Source organism: Pseudomonas sp. LBUM1652, assembly GCF_059716105.1.
Genome location: NZ_CP166804.1, coordinates 4,270,137 through 4,295,031, shown reverse-complemented (window position 1 = coordinate 4,295,031; position 24,895 = coordinate 4,270,137). Strand labels below are relative to the sequence as shown.

The following is a 24,895-nucleotide window of genomic DNA, read 5'->3' as shown; positions in this document are numbered from 1 at the left end:
AAAAGAGCACTTTTTTTGGGGTTATGTAGTGCCGAAACGGGGTGGTGTTACGGAGGGTTACAGACATCGTCTAACAGTCGTCGAAAAATTGACTGTGCTGGAGGCCCCGGTTTTACTGGGCTGGCGAGGGGCGTAATTTTTTTGAACGGAATTTTGTTACCGATTGCGCGACAAGCGCGCATTGCTACAAGAGGCTCGCGGCGGCATAATGTAGCCCCTTTTTTCTGCCCCTACATGTGGAAGGTTCCCGTGACTCAGAAGCCCGACCAGTGTCTTGGTGAATGGATCGACCGTGAAGCACTCGCAGAAGCGATGATCCCGCTTATCGGTCAGCTCTACCGCAATAACAACGTGGTGAGCTCGATCTATGGCCGCAGCCTGATCAACCAGTCTGTCATCGCGATTCTCAAAGCTCACCGCTTTGCTCGCCATCGTTCTTCCGACGATAGCGAACTCTCCGTCCACGAAACATTCCCACTGCTCAAAGCCATGAGCGAGCTCAAGCTCGGCGCGGCTTCGGTGGATCTGGGCAAGTTGGCGTTCAAATTCCGCAACGAAGCCAATGGCCGCACTGCCGAGCAGTTCGTCCGCGAAGAAATGGCTGACGTGGTTGGCCAGCAAAACGCTTCGGCCCGCAAAGGCACTGACGTTGTACTTTACGGCTTCGGTCGTATCGGCCGTCTGCTTGCGCGCATCCTGATCGAGAAAACCGGTGGTGGCGACGGTCTGCGTCTGCGGGCCATCGTGGTGCGCAAAGGCGCCGACAACGACCTGACCAAGCGCGCCAGCCTGCTGCGTCGCGATTCGGTACATGGTTCGTTCAACGGCACCATCACCATCGACGAAGAAAACAACACCATCACCGCCAACGGCAACCTGATTCAGGTGATCTACGCGAAGAACCCGACCGAGGTGGATTACACCCAGTACGGCATCAAAGACGCGCTGCTGGTGGACAACACCGGTGTATGGCGTGACGCTGATGGCCTGGGTCAGCACCTGGCGTGCCCGGGTATCGACCGCGTTGTTCTGACCGCGCCTGGCAAGGGCAAGCTGAAGAACATCGTTCACGGCATCAACCACGGTGAAATCACCGCTGACGACAAGATCGTGTCCGCTGCTTCCTGCACCACCAACGCCATCGTGCCGGTGCTGAAGGCTGTGAATGACAAGTTCGGCATCATCAACGGTCACGTCGAAACCGTTCACTCGTACACCAACGACCAGAACCTGATCGACAACTTCCACAAGGGCGATCGCCGTGGTCGTTCCGCTGCGCTGAACATGGTAATCACCGAGACCGGTGCTGCCACCGCTGCTGCCAAGGCTCTGCCTGAGCTGGCCGGCAAGCTGACCGGTAACGCGATCCGTGTTCCGACGCCGAACGTGTCGATGGCTATTCTCAACCTGAACCTTGAGAAAGCCGCTACCCGTGAAGAGATGAACGAGTACCTGCGCTACATGGCGCTGCACTCCGATCTGCATAAGCAAATCGACTTCGTCAATTCGCAGGAAGTGGTATCCACCGACTTCGTTGGCTCGCGCCACGCCGGTGTGGTCGACGCTGAAGCGACCATCGTTCAGGACAACCGCGTTGTTCTGTACGTCTGGTACGACAACGAGTTCGGCTACAGCTGCCAGGTTGTTCGCGTGATGGAAGACATGGCCGGTGTAAACCCGCCAGCATTCCCGCGCTAAGCCTTAGCTGCAAATGAAAACGCCCCGACTTTGGTCGGGGCGTTTTTTTATGCCTGGTAAATCTCTGTTGCCTGTTCCGGCCTCATCGCCAGCAGGCTGGCTCCCACACTGGATCTTTGTCGTTCACAAATCCCCTGTGGGAGCGAGCCTGCTCGCGATGGCGTCCTATCGGGCGCCGCCAGCAATAGCCGCTTGCGCAGTGCGCAGTTCATGCTTGTTGCCCCGGAACAACACCAGCGTCGCAATCAACCCCAATACCGCCGCACCGCTGAGCCAGATCCCCGGCGCAGCCTTGTTGCCCAGCACATGAATCAGATAAGTACACGCTGCCGGTGTAAAACCACCGAAGGTCGCCGTAGCCAGGCTGTAGGCCAGCGAGAACCCGGTTGTACGCACTTCTACCGGCATGATCTCGGTCAGCGCCACCACCATCGCGCCGTTGTACGAGCCGTAAAGGAAAGACAACCATAGCTCCACGATCAGCAAATGGCTGAAGCTCGGGTTCGCCACCAGCCACGAAAGGGCAGGGTAAGCGGTCAGAATCGCCAGAATCGTCGCTGCCAGCAGTAGGGGTTTGCGTCCGATCTTGTCAGACACCGCACCCATCACCGGCAGCCAGAAGAAGTTCGACAGGCCGATGCACACCGTCACCAGCAACGCATCCAGATCCGATAAATGCAGTTCAGACTTGCCGAAAGTCGGGGTGTAGGCAGTGATCAGATAGAACGACACCGTGGTCATCACGACCAGCGCCATGCCGGCGAGGACGATACCGAAATTCTGGCCAATCGAGCGGACGATTTCCTGCAAAGTAGGGCGATGCGTGCGCGCCTGGAATTCCGGGGTTTCCTCCAGCGAGCGACGAATCACGAAGATCACCGGCACGATCATGCAGCCGATCAGAAACGGCACGCGCCAGCCCCAATCGCCCATTTGCTCCGGGCTCAGCCAGTGGTTGAGACCGACGCCGAGCAGGCCGGCGAACACCACGGCCGCTTGTTGGCTGGCGGACTGCCAACTGACAAAAAAGCCTTTGCGGCCCGGCGTGGAAATTTCCGCCAGATAAACCGAGACGCCGCCCAGTTCAACCCCCGCCGAGAACCCTTGCAGCAAGCGGCCAAGCAGCACCAGCAAGGGTGCGGCGACACCGAGCGTCGCGTAGCCTGGGACGCAGGCAATCAACACGGTGCCGGCGGCCATCATCGCCAGAGTGATGATCAGGCCCTTGCGACGGCCATGGCGGTCAATGTAGGCGCCCAGAAAGATTGCGCCGAGTGGGCGCATCAGGAAACCGGCACCGAAGGTTGCCAGCGAAAGCATCAGGGAGGCGAAGGCGCTATCGGTAGGGAAGAAAGTCTTGGCGATCGCCGTGGCGTAGAAGCCGTAGACCATGAAGTCGAACATTTCGAGAAAATTGCCGCTGACAACGCGAAAAATCGCCTTGCCTTTGCCGGTCGTTGAAGACATTTCTGGATACTCACTTTAAATCTTGTAAGAAAGCGTTTCGCTCGTATCCCATAATGGCCGGCGTGCTTTTGCGGGGAGATGAAGAATTGTTAACTGGACGGTGGCAGGGCGTTGTGGTGTTGGCGGTCGTCTTGTCCGGCTGCGGCAATGGCGACTCCATGGAGAGCATTGGCGGTCCGACCATGGGCAGCACGTATTCGATCAAATACGTACGTCATGCAGGTCTTGCTGATCCTGCACAAGTTCGCCGCGAAGTGGAGGGCATCCTCGCCGAAGTCGATCGGCATATGTCCACTTATCGCAGCGATTCGGACATCGAGCAATTCAACGCATTGCCCGCCAACAGTTGTCAGAAGATGCCCGCTTCTGTACTCGAATTGGTTCGGATCGGTGAACAGCTGTCAGAGCAAAGCGAAGGTTCCTACGACCTCACCGTCGAACCGCTGATGAATCTCTGGGGCTTCGGCCCGCAAGGTCGCGAAGAAAAAGTCCCAAGTGCTGCTGCATTGGCCGAGGTGCTGCAACGGGTCGGTCATCAGCATCTGCGAATCGATGGCGATCAGTTGTGCAAGGACGCCGCGGTTGAAGTCGACTTCAACAGCGTTGCCGCCGGTTATGCCGTCGATAGGATTGCCGCACGACTCGACGCCATGGGCATCCACGATTACCTCGCCGAAGCCACGGGAGAGCTCAAGGCCAAGGGCAAAAAACTCGATGGCTCACCATGGCGCATTGCCTTGGAAGAGCCCCGCGATGATCAGCGAGTCGCCGAGCGCATCATCAATGTCGATGGCTACGGCGTTTCCACCTCCGGCGATTACCGCAACTATTTCCTGCGAGATGGCCGGCGCTATTCCCACACCTTCGATGCGCGTAGCGGCGCACCTGTCCTACATGATCTTGCGTCAGTCACGGTGATTCATCCTTCAGCGTTGATGGCCGATGGACTATCGACGCTGTTGCTGATTCTCGGGCCTGAAAGGGCTTGGGACTATGCCGAAAAACACGACATTGGTGCATTCTTTGTGATTCGTGCCGATACAGGTTTTGTTATCCGCACCAGCAAGGCTTTCGAGCGGTTCAGTGGCGTAAAAACTGACTGAGGACAATACGAAAGCTGGCGTTGTAGTGCAGGCAAAAGTAGCCTACGACGCGACCAAGGGTTAATGTGCGCGGCGTTGACGCTTCTATAGACTGTGTCCGGGTTCATCACTGGCCCCCAATTGTTCCTTCGCGCCGCCGTTCGGCGTGATTTAGCCGCAGGTGCTGCTGGCACCGCGGCCTGTTCTGAGGAGTACGCATGGCTGTCTACAACTACGACGTGGTGGTGCTGGGTTCCGGCCCGGCGGGAGAAGGCGCGGCAATGAACGCCGCCAAAGCAGGGCGCAAGGTCGCGATGGTCGACAGCCGTCGTCAGGTCGGCGGCAACTGCACCCACCTCGGTACCATCCCGTCCAAGGCACTGCGTCACTCGGTGCGGCAGATCATGCAGTTCAACACCAACCCGATGTTCCGGGCCATCGGCGAGCCACGCTGGTTCTCCTTCCCGGACGTGTTGAAAAGCGCCGAGAAAGTCATCTCCAAACAAGTCGCCTCGCGCACCGGCTACTACGCCCGTAACCGCGTCGACGTGTTTTTCGGCACCGGCAGCTTCGCCGATGAGCAAACCATCGAAGTGGTCTGCGCCAACGGCGTGGTCGAGAAGCTGGTGGCCAAGCACATCATCATCGCCACCGGTTCGCGCCCGTATCGCCCGGCGGACATCGATTTCCACCATCCGCGTATCTACGATAGCGACACCATCCTCAGCCTCGGCCACACCCCGCGCAAATTGATCGTTTACGGCGCCGGCGTGATCGGTTGCGAATACGCCTCGATCTTCAGCGGTCTGGGTGTACTGGTTGAACTGGTGGATAACCGCGGTCAGTTGCTGAGCTTCCTCGACTCGGAAATCTCCCAGGCGTTGAGCTATCACTTCAGCAACAACAACATCACCGTGCGCCACAACGAAGACTACGACCGTGTCGAAGGCGTGGACAACGGGGTGATCCTGCACCTCAAGTCCGGCAAGAAGATCAAGGCCGATGCCTTGCTCTGGTGCAACGGCCGTACCGGTAACACTGATCAGTTAGGTCTGGAAAACATCGGCGTCAAGGTCAACAGCCGTGGCCAGATCGAAGTCGACGAGGCTTATCGCACCTGCGTGCCGAACATCTACGGTGCTGGCGATGTGATCGGCTGGCCGAGCCTGGCCAGTGCCGCCCACGACCAGGGCCGTTCGGCTGCTGGCAGCATCGTTGATAACGGTAGCTGGCGCTTTGTGAATGACGTGCCGACCGGCATTTACACCATTCCGGAGATCAGCTCGATCGGCAAGAACGAGCAGGAACTGACCCAGGCCAAAGTGCCGTACGAAGTCGGCAAGGCATTCTTCAAGAGCATGGCGCGGGCGCAGATTGCCGGCGAGCCGCAAGGCATGCTGAAGATCCTGTTCCACCGTGAAACCCTGGAAGTGCTGGGCGTTCACTGCTTCGGTTATCAGGCGTCGGAGATCGTGCACATCGGTCAGGCGATCATGAACCAGCCGGGCGAGTTGAACACTCTGAAATACTTCGTCAACACGACGTTCAACTACCCGACCATGGCCGAAGCCTATCGGGTAGCGGCGTACGATGGCCTCAACCGGCTTTTTTGACGGGCTCCGGCCGGTGGCCTGAGCCGGCCGGGGAGACCGATTTCAGCAATTCTCGAGGGTGGCAGTGGCCAAACCGGGAAAGTCTGTAATCAGGCTGTCAACGCCGAAGTCGGCGAGTCTGCGCATCAGCGCAGGCTCGTTGACGGTCCACACCGACACATGCAGCCCCTGACGCTGCGCCTTCTGCAGGCGTTCCGGCGTACACAGCGTCCAGTTCAGCGCAAGAATCTCACAGCCATAGCTCTGGGCGACCTTCAACGGGTCGAGCCAGGCGTACTCGGCTACCAGTCCGCGCGACACGTCCGGCACCAGATCCAGCGCCGCTTTCAGCACTTCGCGCGAACTCGAGGTGATCGTCACCTTGTCCAGCAGACCGTGGCGCTGAGCCATTTCACGAATTGCCAGCACCGTGGTTGCGGCGCGGGTGCGTGAGGCGCTTTTCACTTCAAGCTGCCAGTGCTCGAAATCACACTTTTCGAACAGCTCTTCCAGCGTCGGAATCGGGCACGGCTTGATCCAGCCCGGGCCGCCCTTGCGCGCGTCGTACGTCACCAGTTCGGCGGCGCTGTGCTCGACGACTTTGCCGCGACGCTCGGTGGTGCGTTTGAGGGTCGGGTCATGGATGACCATCAACTCGCCGTCCTTGGACAGGTGCAAGTCCAGTTCGCAGCGGCGCACGCCGTGCTTGAGACATTCCTGAAAACTGCTCAGGGTATTTTCCGGTGCTTCGCCCTTGGCGCCGCGGTGGCCGTAGATGAGGGTCACGGTTCTTCCTTAATTTAAATGCCTGATTCGTTCTGTTCGCGGGCCAGACGTCGTTCCTGGGCCTGCTTCTGCAAGATATAACGAGCGAGCAGTTGGCGTTGGGCATCGGTGAGGTGTTCGAACTCGGTGCCGACGTCATAGCCGTCGCCCTTGCGGTCGCAATGGGTGACGCGTGCGCGCAACAGCAGGCCCAACGCTTGCGGCATCAGCACCAGTTTCACCGACAGATGCGCGTCTGTAGCGATTGGCGTCGGATACTGAAAGTCGATCCCGCCTTCGGAGATGATCACCGGTTGCGGTTCGCCGATATGGCCGAGCACGGTCAGCGCGACCACCTGGCTGAGCAGGTCGATACGTTTGTTCTGGGATTTCAGGAACGCGGCGATGGCCCGATCGCGCTCGCTGATCTGGCGTAACAGGTGCTGCGACTCGAATTCGCTCAGGTGCAGTTCGCTGAGCAGGTTGAAGAGTGGGGAAGCATCCTGCAACACTTCCTGGCCTGCGGCTTCGGGAGCGGACAGGGGCCGAATTTCCAGTGCGATCGTGTCCTCGATACGGTAGTATTCGCGGCGATCTTCTTCATCTAATGTCGACATGGCGAACCCATGGTAGCGGCGGTGGTCTGAGTGTAAAGCTGGTTATCGACCCCCGCCACAAGGACGTTCCTTTTCCCTCCGAACAAGCCCCGACATGTTCAGACCTCTCTTCGTATTTATCGGCACGCGTTATACCCGTGCAAAGCGTCGCAATCATTTTGTGTCATTCATTTCCCTGACTTCGATGATCGGGCTCGCCCTTGGCGTGGTCGTAATGATCGTCGTGCTTTCGGTGATGAATGGCTTCGATCATGAGATGCGCACCCGTGTGCTGGGCATGGTGCCCCACGCGACCATCGAGTCCACTGAGCCGATCAACGATTGGCAAAGCCTGGCCACCCGGGTCAAGCAGAACCCGCAGGTGACGGCGGTTGCGCCGTTCACCCAGATGCAGGGCCTGCTGACCAACAACGGTCAGGTGTCCAAGGTGTTGCTCAACGCCATCGACCCTGCGCTTGAGCGCAATGTGTCGATCATCGACAACTTCATGAAGCAGGGCAAACTCGACGATTTGACGCCGGGCAGCTTCGGCATCGTGATTGGCGACAAGGCCGCGACCAAGCTGGGCGTGGGCATCGGTGACAAGATCACCTTTGTCGCACCGGAGGTCAGTGTGACCCCGGCCGGGATGTTTCCGCGCATGAAGCGCTTCACCGTGGTCGGCATTTTCCATGTCGGCGCCGGCGAGCTCGACGGTTATCTGGGCGTCACCAACCTGCAGGATCTGGCGAAAATGCATCGCTGGAAGCCTGATCAGGTGCAGGGCATCCGTTTGAAATTCGATGATCTGTTTCAGGCACCACGCGTAGCCTGGAATATCGCCCAGCAGCTCGGCGAAGACCATTACTACGCCCGCGACTGGACCCGTACCCACGGCAACCTGTATCAGGCCATCCGCATGGAGAAAGCCATGATCGGTCTGCTGTTGCTGCTGATCGTTGCGGTGGCGGCGTTCAACATCATTTCCACGCTGGTGATGGTGGTGAACGACAAGAAGGGCGACATCGCCATTCTGCGCACCCTCGGCGCCACGCCTGGGACGATCATGCGTACGTTCATGGTGCAAGGCACGGTCATCGGCGTAGTCGGTACGGCGATTGGCGCGGTGGTCGGGATCTTCGCTGCGCTCAACGTCAGCGCGGCGATTTCGGCTCTCGAAGGGCTGATCGGCCACAAATTCCTTAATGCTGACGTGTATTTCATTGATTATCTTCCGTCGCAGGTGCAGAGCCAGGATGTGGTCATGGTTTGCGCGGCTGCGTTGATCTTGAGTTTCCTCGCCACCCTGTATCCCGCCTGGCGTGCCGCGCGCACCCAGCCGGCGGAGGCGCTACGTTATGAGTGAGTCGGGCATGAGTGAAAAAGCAATCTTGAGCTGCCGCAACCTGGGCAAATCCTACGAGGAAGGCCCGGAGTCGGTGCAAGTGCTGGCCGGTCTGCAACTGGAGTTGCACCCCGGCGAGCGAGTGGCGATTGTCGGCACCTCGGGATCGGGCAAAAGTACTTTGCTCAACCTGTTGGGCGGCCTCGATACGCCAACCAAGGGCAGCGTCTGGCTTGACGGTGAAGAGCTGTCGGCCCTGAGCGAGAAGAAACGTGGTCTGCTGCGTAACCGCGCGCTGGGTTTCGTTTACCAATTCCACCACCTGCTGCCGGAATTCACTGCGCTGGAAAACGTCTGCATGCCGCTGCTGATCGGCACGACGCCGATCCCGGAAGCCCGTCAGCGCGCCACGGCATTGCTGGAGCGGGTAGGGCTGGGCCATCGCCTGGAGCACAAGCCGGCGGAACTGTCCGGTGGTGAACGTCAGCGTGTGGCCATCGCCCGTGCCCTGGTGAACAAGCCGGGTCTGGTGATGCTCGATGAGCCGACCGGCAACCTCGACTCCCACACCGCCCAGGGCATTCAGGATTTGATGCTGGAACTCAGCACCTCGATGCGCACGGCGTTCCTGGTGGTGACTCACGACATGAACCTGGCTCGCCAGATGGATCGCGTCCTGCACTTGCAGGAAGGTTGCCTGACGCCCATCTGATTGGCTGAAACCCGACGTCTGAAAAGGCGTCGGGTCTTTTATTTTTATACGGTGCCCCAGCGAATGTTCAGACCGTTATCGATCTTTATCGGCACGCGCTATACCCGCGCCAAGCGCCGCAATCGCTTTGTTTCGTTCATTTCGATGACCTCGATGATCGGCCTCGCCCTCGGCGTTTTGGCGATGATCGTGGTGTTGTCGGTGATGAACGGCTTCCAGCGTGAAATGAGCTCGCGCATCCTCGGTATGGTGCCGCACGCGACCATCGTCGGCGTCAAACCGATTGATGACTGGCAGCCCGTGGCTGCCGCTGCCATGAAAAACCCAGAAGTCACCGCCGCCGTGCCGTTCACGGAAATGGAAGGCATGCTCTCCTACAAAGGCCTGATGCAGCCGATCCAGATCAGCGGCATCGATCCGGCCCAGGAAGGCAAGGTGTCGATTGTTGCCCAGCACATCGTTCAGGGGCGTCTCGATGCTCTGAAGCCGGGCGAATTCGGCGTGGTGATCGGTGAAATCACCGCGCGTCGTTTCCGTCTGAATGTCGGTGACAAAATCACCCTGATCGTACCGGAAGTCAGCACCGCGCCGGGCGGCATCACGCCGCGCATGCAGCGCCTGAACGTGGTCGGCGTGTTCAAGGTCGGCGCTGAGCTGGACGGCTCGATGGGCCTGATCCACATGGCCGATGCTGCGACAATGCAGCATTGGGAACCGAATCAGGTGCAGAGCGTGCGTCTGGCGGTGAAAGACCTGTATGCCGCGCCGAAAGTCTCCTCGGACATCGCCGCCGGCCTCGGTGCCGACTTCAAGGCTGACGACTGGACCCACACTCAGGGCAGCCTGTTCAGCGCCATGAAAATGGAAAAAACCATGATCGGTCTGCTGTTGCTGATGATCGTCGCGGTGGCGGCGTTCAACATCATCGCGACCTTGATCATGGTGGTAAACGACAAGGGTGCGGACATCGCAATCCTGCGTACCATCGGCGCTACACCCCGGCAGATCATGGCGATTTTCATGGTGCAGGGCACGGTGATCGGGATTGTCGGGACGTTGATTGGCGGCGTGCTGGGCGTGATCGCGGCGCTGAATGTCAGCGAACTGGTGGGCTGGGTTGAGCGGGTGACCGGGCAACACATTTTCAGTTCGGATGTGTATTTCGTCAGCAATCTGCCGTCGGAATTGCAGGGCGGTGATGTGCTGTTGATCTGCTCCGCCGGGTTCATTCTGAGCTTCCTAGCGACGGTGTATCCAGCGTGGCGGGCGGCGAAGATCGAGCCTGCTCATGCGCTGAGATATTCGTAAACTCTGAAAACGCCATCGCGGGCAAGCCCGCGATGAGGCCTGTACTGCTGGCCTCAGTCTTCCTTAGGCAACTCAATCACAAACCGCGTCCAGCCCTCAGCCGATTCGCAATGAATCTGCCCACCATGGGCCCGGACAATCGATTGAGTAATCGCCAGCCCCAACCCCGCATGTTCACTGCTGCCTTCCTGCCGCGCCGGATCCGCCCGATAAAACCGGTCGAACAACCTCGGTAACTGGTCTGCCGAAATCCCTTCACCACTGTTCTCGACGGATATTCGCACTGCGTTCGCTTGATCGAGGATTGATAAGCGCACCACACCTTCAGTCGGCGTAAACCGCAGCGCGTTATCCAGCAAGTTCGACAAGGCCCGGCGCAACATGCTGCGATCACCTTCGATTCGTGCATGCCCTTCACGAGTCAGTGTCACCCCTGCGTCCTCAGCCAAGGGCGCAAAAAACTCTATCAGCGCCTCCGCTTCGTCCGCCAACTCCAATGGCTCACGCTTGGGCATTAACAAACCGTGATCGGCCTTGGCCAGGTACAACATGTCGTTGACCAGTTGCGCCATCCATTGCAGTTCTTCGAGATTGCTGTGCAGCGCTTCGCGGTAATCCTCAATCGGCCGTGGGCGGGTGAGGGTGACTTGGGTGTGGGTCAGCAGGTTCGACAACGGCGTGCGCAGTTCATGGGCGATGTCGGCCGAAAACGCCGAAAGCCGCTGAAACGAGTCGTCGAGGCGTCCGAGCATGGCGTTGAAGCTGTGGGCCATTTCCGCAAGCTCTGGCGGCATTTGCGCTTCCGGCAGTCGGGCATTGAGCGACTGCGCCGAAATCCCACGGGCTACTGCGCTCATGCGCCGCAACGGTCGTAAACCGCTGCGTGCTGCCCAAGCGCCCAGCAGCGCGGTGGCCAGTGCTGACAATCCGACGGTCAGCCAGATCAAATGCTGCATACGTTGCAGGAAGTGTTGGTGATGAGTGATGTCCAGTAACAGCGTCAATTGTGGCGAGTCGGTTTTATCCGGGTAGAGCGGGGCGTTGAGAACGCGGTAGTCGGCGCCGTCATCGCTGATGGTCGACAGACCATTTTTTCGCGGCAAGTCTTGCGGTATGCGGGGCGAACTGTCGAACCAGCGCTGCCCCTGGGCCCCGGTGATACGCAGGGAAAGATCAGCCTGCCGGCTCAGCTCATCGGCCAGTCGTGCCTGGCTTTCACTGGGCTGAACATCCTGCAGGGCCCGGCGCAGGCCGATCAGTTTGCTGTCCAGTTGTTGCTGGTCGAGTTCGATGAAGTGCGCCTCGCTGGCACGATTGAACAGCACCCCGGCAAACAGCGAAACCACGGCGGTACAAGCGGCAAACAACAAGGCCAGGCGCGAACTCAGGGACAACCGGCGCATCAGGCTGAGCGCTCTTCAAGCACGTAACCCATGCCGCGCACGGTGTGGATCAGTTTGTTGGGGAATTCGTCGTCGATCTTCAGGCGCAGTCGGCGGATGGCTACTTCGATGACATTGGTGTCACTGTCGAAATTCATGTCCCAGACTTGCGAGGCGATCAGCGATTTAGGCAGCACTTCGCCCTGGCGGCGCAGAAGCATCTCCAGCAGGGCGAACTCCTTGGCAGTCAGGTCGATGCGCTGGCCACTGCGTTCGACCCGGCGTCGAATCAGATCAAGGCGCAGGTCGGCCAGTTGCAGGCTGGTTTCCACAGCAACGGCGCTGCCACGGCGCAACAGGCTGCGCACCCGGGCCAGCAGTTCGGAGAAGGCGAAAGGTTTGACCAGATAGTCGTCGGCACCGAGTTCGAGGCCGTGCACTCTGTCCTCCACTGTGTCTTTGGCCGTCAGAAAAAGTACCGGCGTATCGAGCCCGGCACTGCGCACCGCTTGCAGGATCTGCCAGCCATTGCGTCCTGGCAGCATCACGTCGAGGATCAACAGCGCGTAATCACCGCTCAGGGCCAATTGCTGGCCGCTGTCGCCGTCGGCCACCAGTTCGGTGTTGAAACCGGCCTCGGTCAGGCCCTGACGCAGGTATTGGCCGGTTTTCGCTTGGTCTTCGACGATCAACAGTTTCATGGGCGACTCGGTGTGTAGGAACTCGGATTTTAGGAACTCTGGCTTTATAACGTGAGAGCAGGCGACAAATCCCAACCTGACAAAGTTGTAATCTGCCTGTCAGGTAGATGCCAGCGCAGGCGCGCTAGAGTTTCCCACAGGCTGAACCTTATCTTGTGGGAGTACGACTATGTTTATGCGCAAACCTTTGGCCTTGGCCGCGTGTTTGCTGGCGCTGAGCTCGCCCGTTTGGGCAGGGCCGGCACACACCTACGACTTTGGCCAATCGGCGCCTGCGGCCAACGCCACGCGCAGCATCGAAGTGGTGATGGGCGACATGTCGTTCGATCCGAAAACCATTCAGATCAAGGCCGGTGAGACCGTTCGCTTTGTGCTGGTGAATAAAGGTCAATTGCTACACGAATTCAACCTCGGTGACGCGGCGATGCACGCCGAGCATCAGCAGGAAATGTTGCATATGCAGCAAAGTGGCATGCTCACGCCTACCGGTATGAAAGAAATGTCCCACGATATGGCGGGCATGGATCACGCTGCGATGGGCCATGGCATGAAGCATGACGACCCGAACAGTGTGCTGGTCGAGCCGGGCAAAACCGCCGAGCTGACCTGGACCTTCAGTAAAGCAACCAGCCTGGAATTTGCCTGCAATATCCCCGGTCATTATCAGGCGGGCATGGTCGGCAAACTGACTGTCAGTCAGTAAGCACTCAAAGGCGCGGGCAAAGGCTGGTAGAATCCGCTGATTATTCAGTCAGGTTTCCGCCATGCATCCCGCAGCCGAACATTCGCCGCTGGGCAAATCCAGCGAATACATCGCCACGTACACACCGTCTCTGCTTTTCCCGATCCCGCGCACCGCGAAATGGGCCGAGTTGGGCCTGACCGCCGACACCCTGCCTTATAAGGGCGTGGACTTCTGGAACTGCTTCGAACTGTCGTGGCTGTTGCCGTCGGGCAAACCGGTGGTGGCCATCGGCGAGTTCAGCATTCCGGCGGATTCGCCGAACATCATCGAGTCGAAGTCGTTCAAGCTGTACCTGAACTCGCTGAACCAGACGCCGTTCGCTGATGTTGCCAGCCTGGAAGCGACGCTGGTCAAGGATCTGTCTGCCGCTGCCGGCAAACCGGTGGGCGTGCGGGTTCGCAGTCTTAAAGACGTGGAAGCCGAAGGTGTCGTGGCGTTGCCGGGTGTGTGCATCGACGATCTGGATATCAGCGTCAGCAACTACGAGCATCCGCGTCCGGAACTGCTGCGTTGTGATGATTCGAAGGTTGTGGAGGAGAGCGTGCATAGCCACTTGCTCAAATCCAACTGCCCGGTGACCAGTCAGCCGGACTGGGGCAGTGTGGTGGTGGAATATCGCGGCGCGGCGCTGGATCATGCCAGTCTGCTGGAGTACATCGTCAGTTTCCGCCAACACTCGGACTTCCATGAGCAGTGTGTCGAGCGGATCTTCCTCGATCTGCAGCGCTTGCTGAAACCGGAGAAGTTGACGGTGTTTGCGCGGTATGTGCGTCGTGGCGGGCTGGATATCAACCCGTATCGCAGCACTGAGAGTTTGCAACTGCCGAACCACCGTCTGGTTCGCCAGTAAGACCTACAGGCAGAAATAAAAAAGCCCTGTCAGTGATGGCAGGGCTTTTTGCGTTTCGGCGGGAATCAGATCCCCATGCTGCCCAGTGTATTGATGATGTTGCGCAGCGTGCCAGCAATGGCAGGGTGTTCGACTTCAAAGCGTTCGACGGCCAGGTTCACGCCATCAGCGAGGCTGGCATCCTGGGTCTTGGTTTCGAGTTCAAGCTCCAACTCGATCTGCTGCATCAGCGTATGCAGATCTTCCCGCTCGGCTTCAGTCAGTGGCGGATTCTGTTCCAACTGCTCGCGCAGGGTATCTAGCTGTTTCTGCAATTCTTGGGCGGGCATGGTGTTTTCCTTTTATCGAGAGGCACTGGCATTGACCGCAGACGCGCGCCAAAGGTCTATGGCTGACCTTTAGATTAATCCACTCTCGACCACCCTGCATGATCCCGATCAGGGCTTTTCGCCTTTGAGGCGGCGCAGGCTGATGTCCGCCAGACAGGTTTCGAGCTCGCCCAGATGATCGATCACCGAGTGCACGCCGAGTCCAAACAACTGCACAGTCGCCTTGCCGCGCAGTTGTTCGCGCTCCTTCTGGCTCAGGGCCTGCCATTCGCCCGGCGCGAGGCCGCACAGCGAACCGCAGGAGGCGAGCCCGATTGTCCATAACCCGGCATTCAATCCCGATTGCAGCAATCGTGGTTCACCGCTGACCAGCACGCAGCCGTCGAGACTGGCGACGTTCAAGTTCATCAACGCTTGCCAGCAGGCGTTGGGAGCAGGCCACGGATTGACTGTTGCAGAATGTTGCGCTGGCTTGATCCACGCCGGCAACGAAGCCGACAGCGGTTGTGCAAGGGCGGGGGGCAACTCATCAAGCCAGGCGCACGGAATCTGCTGGCGCTGCAAACCGAGCACGCTGTCCAGCGCGCCGAGTGTGGCATCGGCATGTTCGGGCAGTGCGACACCGCCTTGTCGGGCGCGGGCACCGAAATCCACCAGACAGCCGCTGAGGCCGAACAGCACGGCAGTCAGTCCGGGGGCAGCGAGGGGCAAGGTTTCGGCGTGTGACATGGCAACGTCCCTGAAATAACGAACAGGCTAGGGCGTGCCGGTGACAGTTGGATGACAACTGTGTGAAAGGCGACGTAGGAGACGTCTCACAGATGCCTTTATTCGCGGACTGCCCAAAAGACCTTTTACGCTTATACTAGCGCTCTTAACGCCCAGGCCCTCGATGCCCGCGCCAGTACAAATCCAAGGAGTTTTTCTATGCGCTGGAGCCCTCCGCTCGCTCAGCTTTGTGTATATGCCGGCCTGCTGCTGGCGCCGTTGGCTGCTCAGGCCGCCACGGAAGAAGACCCTTGGGAAAGCGTCAACCGTCCGATCTTCCAGTTCAACGACTTCGTTGATACCTACGCGCTCAAGCCGTTGGCACAGGGTTATGAGTTCGTGACACCGCAATTTGTCGAAGACGGCATCCACAACATGTTCCGCAACGTCGGTGATGTCACCAACCTGGCGAACAACATCCTGCAGGCCAAACCGGCTGCGGCTGGCGTCGACACTGCGCGCCTGATCTTCAACACCACGTTCGGCCTGCTTGGCTTCTTCGACGTCGGCACCAAAATGGGCCTGAACCGCAGCGACGAAGATTTCGGCCAGACCCTCGGCTATTGGGGTGTGGGTAGCGGCCCGTACGTGATGCTGCCGTTGATGGGGCCAAGCACTTTGCGAGACGCACCGTCCAAGTACGTCGACGGCTTTACCGGCCCTTACCGTTATATCAACGACGTGCCAGTGCGTAACTCGGTGTTCGGCCTGAATATCGTCGACACCCGTGCCAGCCTGTTGTCGAGCGAAAAGCTGATCAGCGGCGACAAGTACACCTTCATCCGCAACGCCTACTTGCAGAACCGCGAGTTCAAAGTGAAGGATGGCCAGGTCGAAGACGACTTTTAATCTCGACCAGTAAGAAGAAGGCGACCCTCGGGTCGCCTTTTTTGTGTGTGCGCTTATTTCATCTGCAGAATCGTCAGGCCGAGCTTTTGGCCGCCGCCATCTTGCGCCCGGACCCAGACTACTTCGGTATCGGCTTCAAGCCCGCTGAGCGCTGCATGCTCGGAATCGATGCGCACGCTCAAACGGTCACCTACCGCGAACTGGCGCGGCGCCTCGACCTGCATGCCACTGCTGGAGAGATCGATACACACCGCTGACACCTGATCCCCTTCATGAATCAACACGACATCGGCATCGACCCGCATGCGGATGAAATCGCGTTTTTCGCTGTAGTCCCGGCCGGTTTGACTCATGGCTTCATCCTTCCATTGGGTTACGGTTTGAGCCGTTCTTATAACTCTCGGTGATTTGACAAGTAAAGTCGTCAAGCGACCATCGGCGCATGCTTGAAACGCCCCGCGGATGGGAGTACCGTCTGCGCCTTAGAAGGGCACCTCTGGTGCAACCGTGTACGGAGCAAACGCTCTAAAGCGGTGCAGCAGAGAGGCTAGAAAGCGAATCCAGTAGTCAGTGCAGGGCCTGTCGCCCCGCCAACTACGCCAACCTAATTCTGGCGCCGTTTGCCCACATGCCAAAAACCAGTGCCACGCTGCTGATAATCGATGATGACGAAGTAGTGCGCGCGAGCCTCGCGGCCTATTTGGAAGACAGTGGTTTCAGCGTCCTGCAGGCCAGCAATGGCCAACAGGGTCTTCAGGTATTCGAGCAAGACAAGCCCGACCTGGTCATCTGCGATCTGCGCATGCCGCAGATGGGCGGTCTCGAACTCATCCGTCAGGTCACCGAGCTGTCGCCGCAAACACCGGTGATCGTGGTGTCGGGTGCCGGCGTGATGAACGACGCGGTCGAGGCGTTGCGCCTGGGCGCGGCGGATTACCTGATCAAGCCTCTCGAAGATCTGGCCGTGCTCGAGCATTCCGTGCGCCGGGCCCTGGATCGTGCGCGCCTGCTGCTGGAAAACCAGCGCTATCGCGAGAAGCTGGAAAAGGCCAACCGCGAACTCGAAGCCAGCCTGAACCTGCTCCAGGAAGACCAGAACGCCGGTCGCCAGGTGCAGATGAACATGCTGCCGGAAAGTCCATGGAGCATCGACGAGTTCAAGTTTGCGCACCAGATCATCCCGTCGCTGTACCTGTCGGGTGATTTTGTCGACTATTTTCGTGTCGATGAGCGTCGGGTCGCGTTTTACCTGGCGGACGTATCGGGTCATGGCGCCTCTTCAGCCTTCGTCACCGTGCTGCTGAAGTTCATGACCACGCGTTTGTTGTTCGAATCCAAGCGCAACGGCACATTGCCGGAATTCAAGCCTTCGGAAGTCCTTGGTCATATCAACCGGGGACTGATCAGTTGTAAGCTGGGTAAACACGTCACAATGGTCGGTGGAGTCATCGACGAGGAGACCGGTTTGTTGACCTATAGCATTGGCGGCCATCTGCCTTTGCCTGTGTTGTACACGCCTGACAGTGTTCGTTATCTCGAAGGACGCGGTCTGCCGGTGGGCCTCTTCAATGAAGCCACCTACGAAGACCACGTGCTTGAGCTGCCACCGACGTTCAGCCTGACGCTGATGTCTGATGGCATTCTGGATCTTTTGCCAGAACCTACGCTCAAAGAAAAAGAAGCGGCTTTGCCCGAACGGGTGAAGTCAGCGGGCGGCAGCCTGGATGGTCTGCGGCAAGTGTTTGGATTGGCCACGCTAGGGGAGATGCCGGATGATATCGCCCTGTTGGTGTTGAGCAGGAATCTTTAATGAGTACCGGTAGAATCCAGTTCGCCGAGCAGGACGGCACCTTCGTCCTGAAGTTCGTCGGTGAAGTTCGCCTGACCCTGTGTTCGGCGTTGGATGCGACTATTGAGAAAATCTTCACCGCGCTGAATTTCAACGCGATCGTGATCGATTTGACCGAAACCCGCAGCATCGACAGCACCACATTGGGCCTGTTGGCCAAATTGTCGATCCTGTCGCGGCAGAAGGTCGGCCTGCTGCCGACCGTCGTCACCACCCACGATGACATCACCCGTCTGCTGCAATCGATGGGTTTCGAGCAGGTGTTCAACATCGTCAACCACCCAGTGCCATGCCCGGAGTGCCTGGACGACCTGCCGGATCAGGATCAGTCGGAAGAGGTTGTGCGGATCAAGGTGCTGGAAGCGCACAAGATCCTCATGGGGTTGAACGATTCCAATCGTGAAGCCTTCCATGATCTGGTGAATGCCCTCGAGCGGCACTGATCCTCTGAAGTGATATTGTCTGGGCCGGCCTCTTCGCGAGCAGGCTCGCTCCCACACTGATGCGGCGTCGATCACACATCCCCCTGTGGGAGCGAGCCTGCTCGCGAAAGCGGCCGCAAGATCACCAAGAATTTCCCAGCAGCCACAAAAAAGGGCGAACCTATGAAGGTTCGCCCTTTTTGCATTCCAGCGACTCAGATCACAGCTTGGCTTGCAGCAATGCCTCAAGCTTTTCCTGATCACGGGCAAACTGACGGATGCCTTCAGCCAGTTTCTCGGTGGCCATCGCGTCTTCGTTGGACAACCAGCGGAACTGCGCTTCGTTCAGGCTCAGACGCGCTTCACCGGCATGACCCGGCGCCAGTTTGCGCTCCAGCTTGCCGGTGTCTGCCGCCAGCTTGTCGATCAGGTCCGGGCTGATGGTCAGGCGGTCGCAGCCGGCCAGTTGTTCAATCTGGTTCAGGTTACGGAAGCTCGCACCCATCACCACGGTCTTGTAGTCATTGGCCTTGTAGTAGTTGTAGATGCGCGTAACCGACTGCACGCCCGGATCATCGGCACCGGTGTAGTCGTTGCCGTTGGCCTTTTTGTACCAGTCGTAGATGCGGCCCACGAACGGCGAGATCAGGAACACGCCAGCATCGGCGCACGCAGCAGCTTGTGCGAAGGAGAACAGCAGGGTCAGGTTGGTCTGAATGCCTTCCTTCTCCAGCACCTCGGCCGCGCGGATACCTTCCCAGGTCGAGGCGATCTTGATCAGTACGCGGTCGCGGCCAATGCCGGCCTTGTCATACAGCTCGATCAGGCGATGCGCGCGTTTCAGCACGGCGTCTTTATCGAACGACAGGCGCGCATCCACTTCAGTGGAGATACGGCCTGGAATCACTTTGAGGATTTCCTGACCCACCGCGACGCCAAAACGGTCGCTGGCCAGGCCCACATCGCCCTTGCAGTCGCTGACGCAGGCATTCAGCAGCTCGGCGTAAGCAGGAATGGCCGCTGCCTTGAGCAGCAGGGAAGGGTTGGTGGTGGCGTCGACCGGCTTGACCCGGGCAATCGCTTCGAAGTCGCCGGTGTCGGCAACCACGGTGGTCATTTGTTTGAGTTGTTCCAGCTTGGAAGTCATGTGTGTGCTCTGTCCTGTGGGTTTGACGACATTACCCGAGCGCTGACAGCCACTCAAGGGCGGGTGCGTGTATCGACGGCCCATGCGGCAACAACCTGAAAACGATTGTTTGAAAGGTAGGGCGCGGTATCGATGAATACGATGCCAAAACCGCTCACAGGTTCAACGCAACTGACCTGCGTACAGATCAGTCGCGCATGGCCTACTGCGCGTTCAATTGAGTGGCGGCGGCCATTTTTGCCGGTTTCGGTTGCCCGCCCGAGGTCAGCAGGCCGAAGTTTTTCTCGCGATCGTTACTGCCCGAGTCACTGTTCTTCCATTCGTATATCGATGTCAGCGGGATGTTGAGTCTTTTTACATCGGCGATGAATGCGCTGATTTTGTTGGCTTGTCCGTCATTGCCACCGTTGGAGGTGAGCGCCGAGATGCCCCATTCACTGAGGACGCCGGGCAGGTGGAAGTTCTGCTGGATGAAGGCCTGCGCATTGCTGATCTGCGTGGCGGTCATGCCGTAGGGGTGATAGGAGATCGCGTTCAGGCATTTCGGGTATTCACTGACGATGCGGCTCAGCGCCACGGTTGAGGCAGAGCCGGCCGTCGGTGGCCGGGCGAAACCGTAGCCGACCCGTGGCGTCGATTGCGGTTTGTCCTGCAACGACTTGCACACCGCGCTCATGAACGGCACGAACGTCGTGTCGAAATTACGAGTCGGCCAATAGGTTTCAAGGTCCGGCTCATTCCAGATTTCAATCGCCGCCAATTGCGCGCTGTAGGTTGTCTCCAGACCGGTCAGCGCGTTGGCAAAGGATTCGCCAGCCGTTGCCAGTTCAGCGCTATTGCCTGACGCCGAGGTCAGCGGCTTGATGGCGCGCACGGTCAGCAAAACTGGCAGGCCAGCGGATTTGGCCGCTGCAAAGGCATCACTGACCTGCTTCTGATAGGCCTTGGCGCTCAGGCTGTCGCTCCACACGCCGAAGCGCACAAAACTGAATCCTGCTTCTTTGATGTGTGCGGCATCTTCGGCGGTGAAGTTCTGAATCTTCACCTGAACACCGATGGTTCTGGCGGGGAGGTTGGGGAACAGTTCACTGGCGTGAACCTGCGTCGCGGCACTGAGCGCCAGTAACACTGGGGCGCTGAGCCGTTTGAGATGGGCTGATTTCATGTCGGTTCTCCCGATGGGAATGACAACGGCGAATAGTTATCTTGTTACATGAGTTACGAAACTAACAACGACGCTTAGTGCGCGAATGTTATTTATTGTCAGGAAGTCATTATCCGAAAATCACAGTTATTTTTAGTCCGGTAATTCTGGTTGGGGCGCTTTTGGGCCTGTGGTACTTAATACGCTGTAGTAACAGGGCGAATCTATTTCTGAGTGCATGAAGATCTAGTGGGTTCATTAAAGTTCGCTCTAGATGTTGGCAGTTTGATATTACACAGGAAAGTAAACCTTGTTCAAAAAGATCCTTGTCGTCTGCGTGGGCAATATATGCCGAAGTCCGACAGCAGAACTTCTGCTGCGTAACGCGCTGGCGCCTTCAACGATCTCGGTGACCTCCGCAGGCCTCGCCGCACGTGTCGGCGAAGGCGTTGAAGCCTCGGCGCGGCAGGTGCTGGAGGATCACGGGCACAGTGCCCAGGGGTTTCAGGCGCGGCAACTGACAGCCGACATCGTCAATGAATCAGACCTGATTCTGGTCATGGAAAAACAACACGTAAATCAAGTATTGAAAATTGCCTCTCACGCCAGAGGCAAAGTGTTTTTGCTCGGCAAGTGGCAGAGCGAGCGCGAAATACAAGATCCCTATCGTCAAGGCAAGGCCGCTTTTATTCATGCCCATGCATTGATTGAAGATGCTGTCAGCTCATGGGCACAACGTCTCGCACGTTGATGAATATTCTTCAGATCAGTGAATGGTAAGAACAGACTTATGCAGTTACCGTCAGTAATCGCCAGCCGTGATAACGATCAAGACAGTATTGATCTGCTCGGCATATTCGGCAGTTTGATTGACCAGAAGTGGTTGATCGGCGCGTTCACCGGCGCCTTCATGGCCGCCGGTGTTGCCTATGCAGTGTTGGCCACGCCCGTGTACCTGGCGAACGCGCTGGTGCAGGTCGAACCGAAAAAGAACGACATGCTCGGGTTTTCCGACCTCAACAGTATGCTCGGTGGGCAATCGCCGTCGGTGACCGAAATCGGCATCATCAAGTCCCGCGCAGTGATCGGCAAAACCGTCGATGACCTGCGTCTGGATATCGATGTCACTCCCAACCGGTTCCCGGTTATTGGCGGTTTTCTCGCCCGCCGTTATCGCGGCGAAACCGAGTTAAGCGTCGCGCCGCCGCGTTTCGGCTTCAACAGCTACGCGTGGGGCGGTGAGCGTGTGGACATCGCCCGGCTCAACCTGCCGAAAGAGCTGTTGGGCAAGAAGCTTACGCTGATCGCCGGTGAGCAAAATCACTTTCAGTTGTTCGATGAGAACGACAATTTGCTGGTCGACGGCGTCACCGGCGAAGCCTTCGCTCAAGACGGCGTTGAAGGCCTGATCGCGCAGCTTTCGGCCAACCCCGGCACGCGTTTCGAAGTGGTGCGTAATCCACGGATCGTGACCATCCAGAGCTACCAGGATGCGTTGGATATCACTGAACAGGGCAAAGAGTCGGGAATTATTCGTCTGGCGCTGGCCAGCTCCGATGCGCCCGAGGCGGTGAAGATCCTCAACAAGATTGCTGCACTCTACGTTGAACAGAACGTGCGACGCACCTCAGCTGAAGCGGCACAAAGCCTGGCTTTTCTGCAAAGCCAGTTACCGCAGGTCAAACGTGATCTGGCCAAGGCCAGCGATGCGCTCAACGCTTACCAGACTCACGGCAAAACCGTGAACATCTCCCTGGAAACCCAATCGGTGCTCGGTCAGTCCGTGGCGCTCGAAACGCGAATTTCCGAGCTGAAAATGCAGCAGGCGGAGATGGATCGCAAGTTCACCAAGCAGCATCCGGCCTATCGCGCGTTGATGAGCCAGATCGGTGAATTGACCCAACTGCAGAAGTCACTGGAAGGCAAGGTTCAGGACTTGCCGGCCACGCAACAGGAATTGCTCAACCTGACCCGCGATGTTGAAGTTGCCTCGCAGATCTACACGCAACTGTTGAACAAATCCCAGGAGCTGGACATCGTCCGGGCCGGCGCTGTCGGCAACGTACGTTTGGTGGATGCGGCGGATGTCGACCTGACCAGTCCGGTCAAACCGAAAAAACCTTTGATCGTGCTCATCGCAACGTTCCTCGGCGCCTTCCTCGGCGTGGCGCTGGTGCTGTTGCGCAAATCCCTGAGCCGTGGTCTGGAAGGGCCAGAGGCCATCGAGCAACTCGGCCTGCCGGTCTATGCATCGATTCCCTACAGCGCACTGCAACAGGAAGAGGACGGGAAAAAAGGTCGCGCCCGCGACGGCGCCGACAAACCGGCGTACCTGTTGGCATTGCGCAACCCGACGGATCTGTCCATCGAATCGATCCGCAGCCTGCGCACCTGTCTGCACTTCGCCGGCCTGGACTCGACCAACAACCGCATCATGATTTCCGGGCCGAGCCCGCAGGTCGGCAAGACCTTCGTGTCCTCCAACCTCGCCGCCGTCATGGCGCAGAGCGGCCAGCGTGTGGTGCTGATCGATGCCGACATGCGCAAAGGGCATCTGCACAAGACCCTGAACGTACCGATCGAAAATGGTCTGTCGGACCTGCTGGTCAAACGCTGCAGCGTCGAACAGGCGATCAATAAAATCGAAGGCGCCGACCTGCACTTCATCAGTCGTGGCCAGGTACCGCCCAATCCTTCCGAGCTGTTGATGCACGCCAATTTCCGCGAGCTGCTGGCGCAACTCAGCGACATGTACGACGTGGTGATCATCGATACACCGCCGCTGCTGGCCGTGACCGACGCGGCGATTGTCGGCCGTGATGCGGGCATCAGCCTGATCGTCACGCGCTTCGGGGTGAACCCGGCCAAAGAGATCGAGTTGACCATTCGCCGCTTTGCCCAGAACGGCATCGAGCTCAAAGGCGCGGTATTCAACGGCGTCGAGAAGCGCGCGTCCAGCTATTACGGCAACGGCGGCTACGGCTATTACAACTACGAATACGCGTCCGACAAGTCCTGAGTTTCAGCGGTTGTCCTTACTTTTGAAGTGGGTGAATTGTGAAGAAAATACTGCACGTGGCTGAAACGATAAAAGGTGGCGTCGCGACGGTGATCCGCACGATTTCAACGTCCCCCGAAGACGACGCTGCCAACTATCAGCTGGTCTATCTGGTCCCGCAGGATCAGGAAAAAGAACTGCACGGCATCGCACCGCAGCAGATACGTACTTTCGCCCGTACCGGGCGCAATGTGCCGTCGCTGCTGCGTTTCGCCTGGCGTCTGGCCCAGGTGATGCTCAAGGAGAAACCGGACGTGGTGCATTTGCACAGCACCTTTTCCGGGGTAATCGGTCGTTGCGTGTGTGTGCTGTTGCGACCGTGGCGCAAACCGAAAATCGTCTACTGCCCACACGCCTTTTCGTTCCTGATGGAAAGCTCGCCGACCAAGCAGAAAGTCTATGCGTGGATCGAGCGCGTGTTGCAGAAGGTCACCGACGTAATCATTTGCGTCAGCCAGTACGAACTGGATAAAGCCGCACGGTTTGGCATTGATCGCAAGCGCATGAAGCTGATCTACAACGGCATTCATCACCGCGACGATGCGGCGAAAACCCACAATCCAGAGCCTATTCACCTGCTGTTTGTTGGCCGTCTCGACTACCAGAAAGGCTTCGACGTGTTGCTCAAGGCTTACGCCAAGGTGCAGCGCAACGATCTGAAACTGACGGTGGTGGGTAGCGCTGTCAACGAGGATGCGGTCGAGTGCCCACCCATGGACTCGGTTGAATACTTGCCGTGGGTTACGCCGAGCGAAGTGCACGCGCTGTATCAAAAAGCCGATGCGCTGATCGTCCCGAGCCGTTGGGAAGGCTTTGCCATGGTGCCGCTGGAAGGCATGGCCATGGGGCTGCCGGTGATTGCCAGCAATTGCACGTCGTTACCCGAGTTGGTCACTGACGAAGTGTCCGGTTACGTCTTTCCCTCAGGTGACCATCAGGCACTCGCCGACGTGCTTTCGAAAATCCAGAAGCCACGGTTGCTCGACCTCGGCAACGAAGGTCGCAGCATCGTCCGCGAGCGTTTCAGCGCTGCGTTGATGATTCGCCAGACCTACGATCTGTATCGCGCTCCCTCTTATTAAGTAG

At 58.4% G+C, this 24,895-nt stretch carries 24 protein-coding genes; 14 read left to right on the top strand and 10 right to left on the bottom strand.

The genetic code is table 11. The annotated features are described in order from the left end of the window. Positions 1-234: 234 nt before the first annotated feature. Positions 235-1,698, top strand: a complete 1,464-nt coding sequence (locus ACA069_RS19305) for a glyceraldehyde-3-phosphate dehydrogenase (protein WP_187677529.1) — start codon at positions 235-237, stop codon at positions 1,696-1,698. A 165-nt stretch (positions 1,699-1,863) separates the two neighbouring features. Here ACA069_RS19305 and ACA069_RS19300 read toward each other — a convergent pair whose 3' ends face one another. Further along, complete coding sequence (locus ACA069_RS19300; protein WP_497614981.1) at positions 1,864-3,165, bottom strand: MFS transporter; 1,302 nt, start codon at positions 3,163-3,165, stop codon at positions 1,864-1,866. Between the two features lie 53 nt (positions 3,166-3,218). Here ACA069_RS19300 and ACA069_RS19295 point away from each other — a divergent pair, with 53 nt between their 5' ends. Together ACA069_RS19295 and sthA are read left to right on the top strand one after the other, a co-directional pair. Next, positions 3,219-4,268, top strand: a complete 1,050-nt coding sequence (locus ACA069_RS19295; RefSeq protein WP_489880939.1) for an FAD:protein FMN transferase — start codon at positions 3,219-3,221, stop codon at positions 4,266-4,268. A 197-nt stretch (positions 4,269-4,465) separates the two neighbouring features. Next, positions 4,466-5,860 carry a Si-specific NAD(P)(+) transhydrogenase gene (gene sthA, locus ACA069_RS19290; RefSeq protein WP_007984277.1) on the top strand — a complete coding sequence of 465 codons (1,395 nt, stop codon included), beginning with the start codon at positions 4,466-4,468 and terminating at the stop codon, positions 5,858-5,860. A 42-nt stretch (positions 5,861-5,902) separates the two neighbouring features. On the opposite strand, the gene ACA069_RS19285 is transcribed toward sthA, so the two are convergent. Both ACA069_RS19285 and ACA069_RS19280 read right to left on the bottom strand, forming a co-directional pair. Next, the gene (locus ACA069_RS19285; protein WP_305438872.1) at positions 5,903-6,625 is read right to left on the bottom strand and encodes a glycerophosphodiester phosphodiesterase; all 723 of its coding nucleotides are present in this window, start codon (positions 6,623-6,625) and stop codon (positions 5,903-5,905) included. Between the two features lie 14 nt (positions 6,626-6,639). Then, the gene (locus ACA069_RS19280; protein WP_489880940.1) at positions 6,640-7,221 is read right to left on the bottom strand and encodes a PilZ domain-containing protein; all 582 of its coding nucleotides are present in this window, start codon (positions 7,219-7,221) and stop codon (positions 6,640-6,642) included. Between the two features lie 94 nt (positions 7,222-7,315). Here ACA069_RS19280 and ACA069_RS19275 point away from each other — a divergent pair, with 94 nt between their 5' ends. The 3 genes from ACA069_RS19275 to ACA069_RS19265 all read left to right on the top strand — a co-directional run bounded on the left by ACA069_RS19275 (position 7,316) and on the right by ACA069_RS19265 (position 10,565). Then, positions 7,316-8,566: a lipoprotein-releasing ABC transporter permease subunit gene (locus tag ACA069_RS19275; RefSeq protein ID WP_489880941.1), complete on the top strand. Its 1,251-nt coding sequence runs from the start codon at positions 7,316-7,318 to the stop codon at positions 8,564-8,566. 7 nt (positions 8,567-8,573) lie between these two features. Then, entirely contained in the window at positions 8,574-9,257 is a 684-nt protein-coding gene (lolD, locus tag ACA069_RS19270; RefSeq protein WP_187677534.1) for a lipoprotein-releasing ABC transporter ATP-binding protein LolD, read from the top strand. 63 nt (positions 9,258-9,320) lie between these two features. After that, positions 9,321-10,565 carry a lipoprotein-releasing ABC transporter permease subunit gene (locus ACA069_RS19265; RefSeq protein ID WP_401266196.1) on the top strand — a complete coding sequence of 415 codons (1,245 nt, stop codon included), beginning with the start codon at positions 9,321-9,323 and terminating at the stop codon, positions 10,563-10,565. 53 nt (positions 10,566-10,618) lie between these two features. On the opposite strand, the gene ACA069_RS19260 is transcribed toward ACA069_RS19265, so the two are convergent. Both ACA069_RS19260 and ACA069_RS19255 read right to left on the bottom strand, forming a co-directional pair. Further along, the gene (locus ACA069_RS19260; RefSeq protein WP_497614977.1) at positions 10,619-11,968 is read right to left on the bottom strand and encodes a heavy metal sensor histidine kinase; all 1,350 of its coding nucleotides are present in this window, start codon (positions 11,966-11,968) and stop codon (positions 10,619-10,621) included. Further along, the gene (locus tag ACA069_RS19255) at positions 11,968-12,648 is read right to left on the bottom strand and encodes a heavy metal response regulator transcription factor (RefSeq protein WP_187677537.1); all 681 of its coding nucleotides are present in this window, start codon (positions 12,646-12,648) and stop codon (positions 11,968-11,970) included. Before ACA069_RS19255 ends, ACA069_RS19260 begins: the two co-directional genes overlap by 1 nt. A gap of 169 nt (positions 12,649-12,817) precedes the next feature. Between ACA069_RS19255 and copI the strand changes: the two genes are divergently transcribed. Further along, positions 12,818-13,351 (top strand): copper-resistant cuproprotein CopI, encoded by a 534-nt coding sequence (gene copI / locus ACA069_RS19250; RefSeq protein ID WP_401266200.1) that lies wholly within the window; start codon positions 12,818-12,820, stop codon positions 13,349-13,351. A gap of 61 nt (positions 13,352-13,412) precedes the next feature. Continuing rightward, complete coding sequence (gene queF, locus ACA069_RS19245) at positions 13,413-14,243, top strand: NADPH-dependent 7-cyano-7-deazaguanine reductase QueF (RefSeq protein ID WP_187677539.1); 831 nt, start codon at positions 13,413-13,415, stop codon at positions 14,241-14,243. Between the two features lie 65 nt (positions 14,244-14,308). Here queF and ACA069_RS19240 read toward each other — a convergent pair whose 3' ends face one another. After that, the gene (locus ACA069_RS19240) at positions 14,309-14,572 is read right to left on the bottom strand and encodes a DUF4404 family protein (protein ID WP_187677540.1); all 264 of its coding nucleotides are present in this window, start codon (positions 14,570-14,572) and stop codon (positions 14,309-14,311) included. A gap of 108 nt (positions 14,573-14,680) precedes the next feature. Further along, the gene (gene pcrP / locus ACA069_RS19235; protein WP_497614974.1) at positions 14,681-15,301 is read right to left on the bottom strand and encodes an HAD superfamily inactivated hydrolase PcrP; all 621 of its coding nucleotides are present in this window, start codon (positions 15,299-15,301) and stop codon (positions 14,681-14,683) included. A gap of 198 nt (positions 15,302-15,499) precedes the next feature. Here pcrP and ACA069_RS19230 point away from each other — a divergent pair, with 198 nt between their 5' ends. Beyond that, a complete protein-coding gene (locus ACA069_RS19230; RefSeq protein ID WP_489880946.1) occupies positions 15,500-16,189 on the top strand; it encodes an MlaA family lipoprotein in 690 nt (229 codons plus the stop codon). Positions 16,190-16,242: 53 nt separating this feature from the next. Here the strand turns inward: ACA069_RS19230 and ACA069_RS19225 are convergent, their stop codons facing one another. Then, positions 16,243-16,542 (bottom strand): PilZ domain-containing protein, encoded by a 300-nt coding sequence (locus ACA069_RS19225; RefSeq protein WP_187677543.1) that lies wholly within the window; start codon positions 16,540-16,542, stop codon positions 16,243-16,245. Positions 16,543-16,817: 275 nt separating this feature from the next. Here ACA069_RS19225 and rssB point away from each other — a divergent pair, with 275 nt between their 5' ends. Continuing rightward, positions 16,818-17,999, top strand: coding sequence for a two-component system response regulator RssB (rssB, locus tag ACA069_RS19220; RefSeq protein ID WP_150604487.1), 1,182 nt, complete (start codon positions 16,818-16,820; stop codon positions 17,997-17,999). Then, a complete protein-coding gene (gene rssC / locus ACA069_RS19215; RefSeq protein WP_042560140.1) occupies positions 17,999-18,481 on the top strand; it encodes an anti-sigma factor antagonist RssC in 483 nt (160 codons plus the stop codon). Before rssB ends, rssC begins: the two co-directional genes overlap by 1 nt. 199 nt (positions 18,482-18,680) lie before the next feature. On the opposite strand, the gene tal is transcribed toward rssC, so the two are convergent. Then, positions 18,681-19,607 carry a transaldolase gene (gene tal / locus ACA069_RS19210; protein ID WP_201237474.1) on the bottom strand — a complete coding sequence of 309 codons (927 nt, stop codon included), beginning with the start codon at positions 19,605-19,607 and terminating at the stop codon, positions 18,681-18,683. A 202-nt stretch (positions 19,608-19,809) separates the two neighbouring features. After that, entirely contained in the window at positions 19,810-20,772 is a 963-nt protein-coding gene (locus ACA069_RS19205; protein ID WP_497614970.1) for a glycoside hydrolase family 5 protein, read from the bottom strand. Positions 20,773-21,061: 289 nt separating this feature from the next. Here ACA069_RS19205 and ACA069_RS19200 point away from each other — a divergent pair, with 289 nt between their 5' ends. The 3 genes from ACA069_RS19200 to ACA069_RS19190 are packed head-to-tail and all read left to right on the top strand — an operon-like array spanning position 21,062 to position 24,891. Further along, positions 21,062-21,502: a low molecular weight protein-tyrosine-phosphatase gene (locus ACA069_RS19200; RefSeq protein ID WP_187677546.1), complete on the top strand. Its 441-nt coding sequence runs from the start codon at positions 21,062-21,064 to the stop codon at positions 21,500-21,502. 39 nt (positions 21,503-21,541) lie between these two features. Then, positions 21,542-23,770 (top strand): polysaccharide biosynthesis tyrosine autokinase, encoded by a 2,229-nt coding sequence (locus tag ACA069_RS19195; RefSeq protein ID WP_401266215.1) that lies wholly within the window; start codon positions 21,542-21,544, stop codon positions 23,768-23,770. A gap of 38 nt (positions 23,771-23,808) precedes the next feature. Then, complete coding sequence (locus ACA069_RS19190; RefSeq protein WP_187677548.1) at positions 23,809-24,891, top strand: glycosyltransferase; 1,083 nt, start codon at positions 23,809-23,811, stop codon at positions 24,889-24,891. The last annotated feature ends 4 nt before the right edge of the window (positions 24,892-24,895 follow it).

Bases quoted from the DNA above. Each gene is read 5' to 3' on its own strand.
- ACA069_RS19305 (WP_187677529.1), top strand. From the start codon at position 235: ATGTGGAAGGTTCCCGTGACTCAGAAGCCCGACCAGTGTCTTGGTGAA.
- ACA069_RS19300 (WP_497614981.1), bottom strand. From the start codon at position 3,165: ATGTCTTCAACGACCGGCAAAGGCAAGGCGATTTTTCGCGTTGTCAGC.
- ACA069_RS19295 (WP_489880939.1), top strand. From the start codon at position 3,219: ATGGCCGGCGTGCTTTTGCGGGGAGATGAAGAATTGTTAACTGGACGG.
- sthA (WP_007984277.1), top strand. From the start codon at position 4,466: ATGGCTGTCTACAACTACGACGTGGTGGTGCTGGGTTCCGGCCCGGCG.
- ACA069_RS19280 (WP_489880940.1), bottom strand. From the start codon at position 7,221: ATGTCGACATTAGATGAAGAAGATCGCCGCGAATACTACCGTATCGAG.
- ACA069_RS19275 (WP_489880941.1), top strand. From the start codon at position 7,316: ATGTTCAGACCTCTCTTCGTATTTATCGGCACGCGTTATACCCGTGCA.
- lolD (WP_187677534.1), top strand. From the start codon at position 8,574: ATGAGTGAAAAAGCAATCTTGAGCTGCCGCAACCTGGGCAAATCCTAC.
- ACA069_RS19265 (WP_401266196.1), top strand. From the start codon at position 9,321: ATGTTCAGACCGTTATCGATCTTTATCGGCACGCGCTATACCCGCGCC.
- ACA069_RS19260 (WP_497614977.1), bottom strand. From the start codon at position 11,968: ATGCGCCGGTTGTCCCTGAGTTCGCGCCTGGCCTTGTTGTTTGCCGCT.
- ACA069_RS19255 (WP_187677537.1), bottom strand. From the start codon at position 12,648: ATGAAACTGTTGATCGTCGAAGACCAAGCGAAAACCGGCCAATACCTG.
- copI (WP_401266200.1), top strand. From the start codon at position 12,818: ATGTTTATGCGCAAACCTTTGGCCTTGGCCGCGTGTTTGCTGGCGCTG.
- queF (WP_187677539.1), top strand. From the start codon at position 13,413: ATGCATCCCGCAGCCGAACATTCGCCGCTGGGCAAATCCAGCGAATAC.
- ACA069_RS19240 (WP_187677540.1), bottom strand. From the start codon at position 14,572: ATGCCCGCCCAAGAATTGCAGAAACAGCTAGATACCCTGCGCGAGCAG.
- pcrP (WP_497614974.1), bottom strand. From the start codon at position 15,301: ATGTCACACGCCGAAACCTTGCCCCTCGCTGCCCCCGGACTGACTGCC.
- ACA069_RS19230 (WP_489880946.1), top strand. From the start codon at position 15,500: ATGCGCTGGAGCCCTCCGCTCGCTCAGCTTTGTGTATATGCCGGCCTG.
- ACA069_RS19225 (WP_187677543.1), bottom strand. From the start codon at position 16,542: ATGAGTCAAACCGGCCGGGACTACAGCGAAAAACGCGATTTCATCCGC.
- rssB (WP_150604487.1), top strand. From the start codon at position 16,818: ATGCCAAAAACCAGTGCCACGCTGCTGATAATCGATGATGACGAAGTA.
- rssC (WP_042560140.1), top strand. From the start codon at position 17,999: ATGAGTACCGGTAGAATCCAGTTCGCCGAGCAGGACGGCACCTTCGTC.
- tal (WP_201237474.1), bottom strand. From the start codon at position 19,607: ATGACTTCCAAGCTGGAACAACTCAAACAAATGACCACCGTGGTTGCC.
- ACA069_RS19205 (WP_497614970.1), bottom strand. From the start codon at position 20,772: ATGAAATCAGCCCATCTCAAACGGCTCAGCGCCCCAGTGTTACTGGCG.
- ACA069_RS19195 (WP_401266215.1), top strand. From the start codon at position 21,542: ATGCAGTTACCGTCAGTAATCGCCAGCCGTGATAACGATCAAGACAGT.